The organism is Kitasatospora sp. NPDC058243 (assembly GCF_042882025.1).
Classification (GTDB): Bacteria; Actinomycetota; Actinomycetes; order Streptomycetales; family Streptomycetaceae; genus Kitasatospora.
This window is the reverse complement of the sequence record NZ_JBHVWW010000031.1, coordinates 84263-90262: the sequence shown is the minus strand read 5'-3', so window position 1 is coordinate 90262 and position 6000 is coordinate 84263. Positions and strand designations below refer to the sequence as shown.

The 6000-nt window shown below is 69.2% G+C and carries 6 protein-coding genes; 2 read left to right on the top strand and 4 right to left on the bottom strand.

Annotation, left to right across the window (positions count from 1 at the left end):
* Window positions 1–175 precede the first annotated feature (175 nt).
* Complete coding sequence (locus tag ACFVX9_RS21400; protein ID WP_387983017.1) at window positions 176–1366, bottom strand: cytochrome P450; 1191 nt, start codon at window positions 1364–1366, stop codon at window positions 176–178.
* A gap of 182 nt (window positions 1367–1548) precedes the next feature.
* On the opposite strand from ACFVX9_RS21400, the gene ACFVX9_RS21395 reads away from it, so the two are divergent.
* Complete coding sequence (locus tag ACFVX9_RS21395) at window positions 1549–2223, top strand: helix-turn-helix domain-containing protein (protein ID WP_380378290.1); 675 nt, start codon at window positions 1549–1551, stop codon at window positions 2221–2223.
* 107 nt (window positions 2224–2330) lie between these two features.
* Window positions 2331–3170: an SAM-dependent methyltransferase gene (locus tag ACFVX9_RS21390; RefSeq protein ID WP_387983015.1), complete on the top strand. Its 840-nt coding sequence runs from the start codon at window positions 2331–2333 to the stop codon at window positions 3168–3170.
* A 194-nt stretch (window positions 3171–3364) separates the two neighbouring features.
* Here ACFVX9_RS21390 and ACFVX9_RS21385 read toward each other — a convergent pair whose 3' ends face one another.
* From ACFVX9_RS21385 to ACFVX9_RS21375, 3 genes are read right to left on the bottom strand one after another with little or no spacing between them, the layout of a single operon-like run.
* A complete protein-coding gene (locus ACFVX9_RS21385; RefSeq protein WP_380430525.1) occupies window positions 3365–4027 on the bottom strand; it encodes a 4'-phosphopantetheinyl transferase in 663 nt (220 codons plus the stop codon).
* Window positions 4024–4911, bottom strand: coding sequence for an alpha/beta fold hydrolase (locus ACFVX9_RS21380; RefSeq protein WP_387983013.1), 888 nt, complete (start codon window positions 4909–4911; stop codon window positions 4024–4026). Before ACFVX9_RS21380 ends, ACFVX9_RS21385 begins: the two co-directional genes overlap by 4 nt.
* Window positions 4908–5405 carry an SRPBCC family protein gene (locus tag ACFVX9_RS21375; RefSeq protein ID WP_387983012.1) on the bottom strand — a complete coding sequence of 166 codons (498 nt, stop codon included), beginning with the start codon at window positions 5403–5405 and terminating at the stop codon, window positions 4908–4910. Before ACFVX9_RS21375 ends, ACFVX9_RS21380 begins: the two co-directional genes overlap by 4 nt.
* Between the last annotated feature and the right edge of the window lie 595 nt (window positions 5406–6000).

The following is a 6000-nucleotide window of genomic DNA, read 5'->3' as shown; positions in this document are numbered from 1 at the left end:
GGGGGGTGTCGGGGGCCCAAAGAAGCCACTGGCGGGGGGGTGGGGGGGGGAGCCCCACCTAGCGGCTGGGTGTATTCTTTCTCTCCCCCCCCCCCTTTTTTGCTTCCCCCCCCCCGCTCCGTCTCCCGGCGCCGCCCCCGACCCTGGCCCCGACCTCGCCCGGTCTGGTTCGCGGTCACACGTCCCAGGTGACCGGGAGGCTCTTCACCCCGTAGATGTCCGCGGTCTCCGGCCGCAGGCCGACCTCCTCCGCCGGTACGGCCAGGCGCAGCGTGGGGAAGCGCTTGACCAGGGCGGTGATCGCGACGCTCAGCTCGACGCGGGCCAGCTGCTGCCCCAGGCACTGGTGGACGCCGTGGCCGAAGGCCAGGTGCCCGCCGTACTGCCGCCGGAAGTCGAGCACGTGGGGATCGGCGAAGCGCTCGGGGTCACGGTTGGCGGTGTTGTACGACAGGATGACCGTCGTGCCGGCTTTGATGGTCTGGCCGCCCACCTCGACGTCCTCCAGCGCCGTCCTCATGAACGACTTGGCGACGCTCAGGTACCGCAGCAGTTCCTCGACGGCCCGGCCGGTGAGCGTGGGGTCAGCGCGCAGGTCGGCCAGCTGCGCCGGGTTCTGCAGCAGCGCGAAGGTGCCCAGCGCCAGCATGTTCGCGGTGGTGTCGAGCCCGGCCGCCAGCAGGATCAGGCCGACGCCCCTCAGCTCCTCATCGGTGAGGTCGCTGTCCATGAGGTCGCTGAGCACGTCGTCGGTGGGGTTCGCGCGCTTGGCGGCCACCAGCTCCGCGAGGTACTGCTGGGTCGCCGTGTAGGCCGCGATCAGCTCCTCGTCGCTCGTCTCCCCGTTCACGAACGAGTCGATCTGCTCCTGGAAGGAGCCGCGGTCCTCGTACGGCACCCCCAGCAGCTCGCAGATCACGATGGCGGGGATGGGCTTGGCGAACGCGGTCACCAGGTCCGCCGACGGCCCGGCCGCCTCCATGGCGTCCAGGCACTCGGCGGTGATCTGCTCGACGCGCTCGGCGAGCAGCCGCATCCGCCGCACGGTGAACTTGCCCACCAGCGGCTTCCGGTAGCGCCCGTGCTGCGGGTCGTCCATGAGGAGGAACTCGCCGGGCGGAGCCGGAGGAATCTCGAAGTCGCCCACGTTGATGAGCTCCTTGCGCGAGCTGAACCGCGGGTCGGCCAGGACCGACCTGACCAGCTCGTACCCGGTGATCAGCCAGCCGGCCGCCCCGCCGGGGTGGGTGTAGCGGCTGATCGGGCCGTGCCGTCGGGCGTCGGTCAGCTCGGCCGGCGGGTCGAAGGGGCAGCCGGGCGGGCGCGCCGTCGGCAGCGTGGTGACGGTGTGGACGGATTCACCCATGACCGTTCCTCATCTCGCGGAAATGCTTCTTCGGGACTATTCGAAAGCTACGTTGCATTCAGCATGGTCGCAATGAGTCGTAGGAGTTTTCCCTGTTCAGTAGCGGTAAATTGATGCAATGACGCTGAAGTCGAATGCAATGCCGCATTGCAATGAATGAATGCGAAGGCAATACTGGCGGCATGCCAGGAGGACGACTGACCCAGCAGGACCGCCAGCGCATCGCGGCCGGACTCGCCGACGGGCTCTCCTACGCCGAGATCGCCAGACGGCTCGACCGGCCGACCTCGACGATCAGCCGGGAGATCGGACGCAACGGCGGCCCCAGCGGCTACCGGCCCGAACAGGCGCACCGGGCGACGGCCCAGCGCGCGCGGCGCGGCACCCCGGCACCGCCACCCGCGGACGGGCCCTCGGGCAGCCCGACAGGAGAGGAGATCATCGACATGGCGGTCAGGACGGGGCTGCCGAGGATGACGGCGCGCGTGCACGTCGACCTGCTGCTGTCCGAGGACGGCAGGCGCACCGCGGCCGAGCTGACCCGCAGGCTGAACGTCAGCGCGGCCTCCGTCTCCGTGGCCGTGAACTACCTGGTCCAGCACGGGTACGTCCGGCGCGAACGCGACCCGCAGCGGCGTCGCGACATCTACGTGGTCGACGACGAGGCCTGGTACCACTCGATCATGATCGGCTCGCGGGAGACGCTCGGGACGGCCCAGATCGCGATGACGGCCGCGGCGGAGTTCGGGCCCGACAGCCCCGTGGGGCAGCGGCTCGCCAGGGGCGGGACGTTCCTGGAACGCGTCATCCAGGACATGGTGGAGTCCGCCGACCGCTGGCGGCACCTCCTGACGTGACCTCGTGGCGTTACATCAACTCGCTTTCCCCGCAGGCCAGGTGCCCGTCCGGACCGGTGAGGGGAGTGCCGGCCCGGCCGACTCGGCGCCGGGGTAGATTCCCGGGCATGACGACCACCGACCCGCTGAGCCCGGTCTCCCGTACGGCCCTGTCCGTCGCGCTGGTGCGCGCCTACGAGAGCTCCCGCCCCGAACCGCTGTTCACCGACCCCTACGCCGCCGCCTTCGTCACCGCCTCCGGCATGCCGATGCCCACCTCGGGACCGGAGAGCGGCCTCGCGAAAGGCCTGGTGGTCCACGGCATCCTGCGCACCCGCTTCTACGACGACCGTCTGCTCGCCGCCGGCGCGGACCAGGTCGTCCTGCTCGCAGCAGGCCTGGACGCCCGCGCCTACCGGCTCGACTGGCCGTCCGGCACCCGCCTCTTCGAACTCGACCTCGCGCCCGTCCTGACCTTCAAACAGCACGTCCTGGACGAACTCGGCGCCGACCCGGCCGGCGAACGCACCACGCTGCCCGGCGACCTGCTGGACTCGGACTGGCCGCGCCGCCTCGTCGAAGCCGGCTTCGACCCGGAGCGGCCCACCGCCTGGCTGGCCGAAGGACTGCTGGTCTACCTCACCGCCGACCAGGCGGCCGGCCTGCTCACCGCCGTCGGCACCCTCTCCGCGCCGGGCAGCCGACTGCTGCTCGAAAAGGGCCGGGACGTGACCAGCACCCCGCAGGACCCGACCCTCGCCCACATCACCGACCTGTGGCAGGGCGGCCTCGGCCCCCAGACCCACGAGTGGCTCGACGCCCACGGCTGGACCACCCGGCTCACCCTGCTCGACGAGGTCGCCGCCACGTACGGCCGCCCCTTCCCGCCCGGCTCGGGCCCGAGCACCACAGGGTTCATCGAAGCGGTGCGCACGGCCGACAACGGCCCGGCAGGCCCCGCCCGTTGAGGGCGAGCGCCCGGGCGGGGCAGGTCCATGGGCCGGGGCTCCCTGTCCTGTCCCTCGGATCGTCCCTCTGACCGGATCCGTCAGCTGTCCCCTCGCCCCTGCGTCGGCCTCGCTCCTGCGCCGCACGTGGGGGCGGGGCCTGTAGGCCCTGCGGCGGCCGGTTCGCGGTTCGGTGGTGCTTCGGTGCTGCGCGCTCAACCGGTCGTCGTCCCGTGCGGGATGGTGAGGGTCGTGAGGAGGATGGCACCGGTGGTGGTCCAGCGGCCCTGGCAGCGACCGGGCAGGTGGGGGTGGTGGGCGGTGAAGGTGCGGTCGGGGTGGAGGCGCACGGAGATGCCGGCCAGACCGGTCCAGCGTCGGGTGAGCGGGTAGCAGGCCTTGTAGGTGGCCTCCTTGGCACTGAAGAGCAGTCTGTCCCAAGGGACTTGGCCGTGAGGTAGCCGGTCGAGCCGGTGACGCTCGTCCTCGGAAGCGGTGAGGGCGAGGACCCCGTCGGGGAGCGGTAGAGCAGGCTCGGCGTCGATCCCGAGCGAGACGACATCGGCCGTGTGCGCCGCAGCGCAGGCGGTGTAACCGTCGCAGTGGGTGATGCTCCCGACGGTCCCCGACGGCCACTCGGGGGCCCCGCCCGGCCCCGGGAGGAGCGGGACCGGCGGGTGGCCGAGCTGGGCGAGAGCACGACGGGCGAGCGTACGGGCGGCGGTGAACTGCCGCTGCCTGCGGGGCGATCGGCCACTGATGTGGGCGCGCTCCGCAGGAAGGAGCGCGCCCTGGGGCGGCGGCCCGAAGGCCTCGGTGCAGTGGACAGTTGGCGGCAGGAGCCTGCCCAGCTCGGTGGTGAGGGTGGTGGTGGTCACCGCTGCGAAGTGAGTGTGAGTTGGTGGATCTGGCGGGCGAGTTGGTGAGGGGCTTCGAGCGGGAGGATGTGGCCGGCGTCGGAGAGGGTGTCGATGGTGGTGTTGGGGAGGTGGGTCTGGAGGGTGCGGATGTGGGTCTGGCCGACGGAGGTGTCGTGGGTGCCGCGGAGGATCGTGGTGGGGGTGGTGATGTGTCGGAGGTGTGGGGTGTGGTCCATGGTGCTGGTGGAGGCGAAGGTGGTGAGACGGGTGTGGGGGTCGGTGTTGGCGAAGAGGCGCCGGTTGGTCTCCTGGGTGTGAGCGGGGGTGTTGGGGTGGAGGGTCTTCTTGAGGAGCTGGCGGCCGAGTCGGGGGTTCCTGAGGGCGCGCTGGAAGACCTTCGTCTTCATGATGCGGAGTTCGCCCGGAGGGGTCTGCTGGTCGTCGGCGGCGCTGGCGGCGAGGAGCAGGCCGACGAGGCGCTGGGGCGCGGTGCGGGGGGCGTCGGCGTAGAGCTGGGTGGCATAGGCGAGCGCGGCGTAACCGCCGCCTGAGTGGCCGGCGACGACGACGGGGCGGTGGGGGGCGAGGGCGTCCGCGACGGTGGCGAGGTCGTGCCCGAGTTGCTGGATGGTGAGGGCGTTGGAGCCAAGGGTGCTGGTGCCGTGGCCGCGCTGGTCGTAGGCGGCGACGGTGTGGCCCTGGGCGGCCAGCAGCCGGGCGGTGGCGTGCCAGACGGTGTGGGTGGCGCCCCAGCCGTGGGCGAGGACGATCAGGGGCGTGGTGGTGGCGGTGGTGTCGTGGGGGTCGATGTGGGCGGGGTGGTGGATGGCGACGGTGAGGCGGGCGCCGTCGGGGGTGGTGGTGGCGAGGTCGGTGATGGTGACGTCGGCGGTGGTGGTCACGAGGTGCTCCTGTCTGCGGCTGTGGTGTCTGTGGCTCGTGTGAGTTGGTGGTTGAGGTTGGTGAGGGCGTTGTGGGTGGCTTTGGTGTGTTGGTTGGGGATGGTGTGTTTGGGGAGGAGGGTGGGCCATCCGTGGGGGGTGGTGGTGAAGGTGATGGTGAGTTTGGTGTGTTGGTTGTTGTGGGTGGGGGTGAGGGTGTAGGTGGTGGTGCCGGTGAAGTGGCCGGTGTGGGTGGTGGTGAGGGTGTGGGGGGGTGTGGTGTGGGTGGTGGTGGCGGTGGTGTGGATTTTGGGTCCGGGTTTGGTGTGGCCGTTGGGGTGGATGGTGATGTGGGTGGTGCCGCCGGGGTGTTCGGGGGTGGGGTTGCCGGGTTGGTGGGTGTTGTGGGGGGTCCACCAGGTGGTGGTGCCGTTGAGTTCGGCGATGAGGTGGTTCCAGACCTGGTGGGTGGGGGCGTGGATGATGGCTTCGTTGATGAGGTCGTAGGTGTGCATGGCGGGCCCTCCTGTTCTTTCCTGATGTCCTGATGTCTTGAGTTCCTGAGTTCTTGTTTTTCTGGTCTTTGGTTTCCCGCCCTTCCGTCCTTCCGCCCTTCTGGTCTCTTGTCTTCCTGTCTATTCGGTCTTCTGCTCTTCTGGTTTATTGGTATTTTTTGTCTGTATTTCTTTTTGTCGCCTGTCGCCTGTCGCCTGTCGCCTGTCGCCTGTCGCCTGTCGCCTGTCGCCTGTCGCCTGTCGCCTGCGGTTTGCGGTTTGCGGTTTGCGGTTTGCGGTCTGGGTGTCTGGCGTTTTGTGCTTGTCGCTTGTGGTCTGTGGGTTGTGTTTGTGGTTTATGGGTTTTTGCTGGTTTGTTCTGTGTGTCGGTGGTCGGCGTTTTGGGCTTGTGGTTTGTGGTTGGGCTTGTGGTTTGTGGTTCGTGTCTTCCGCTTTTCGCTTGCTGCTTGTTGTTTTCGGTTGTATGTCTGCCGTCTGCCGTCCGGCGTTTGTTGCTTGTGTCTGTGGTTTGTTTGTTGGTTTATCTGTGTGTCTGTGTCTGCGTGTTTTATTGGTGCATGTCTGCTGTGTGTCTGCGCCTGCGCGGCGGTTCTTG

What these genes read in the sequence shown, in the direction of transcription:
- ACFVX9_RS21400 (WP_387983017.1), bottom strand. Translation starts at nt 1,366, where the DNA reads ATGGGTGAATCCGTCCACACCGTCACCACGCTGCCGACGGCGCGCCCG.
- ACFVX9_RS21395 (WP_380378290.1), top strand. Translation starts at nt 1,549, where the DNA reads ATGCCAGGAGGACGACTGACCCAGCAGGACCGCCAGCGCATCGCGGCC.
- ACFVX9_RS21390 (WP_387983015.1), top strand. Translation starts at nt 2,331, where the DNA reads ATGACGACCACCGACCCGCTGAGCCCGGTCTCCCGTACGGCCCTGTCC.
- ACFVX9_RS21375 (WP_387983012.1), bottom strand. Translation starts at nt 5,405, where the DNA reads ATGCACACCTACGACCTCATCAACGAAGCCATCATCCACGCCCCCACC.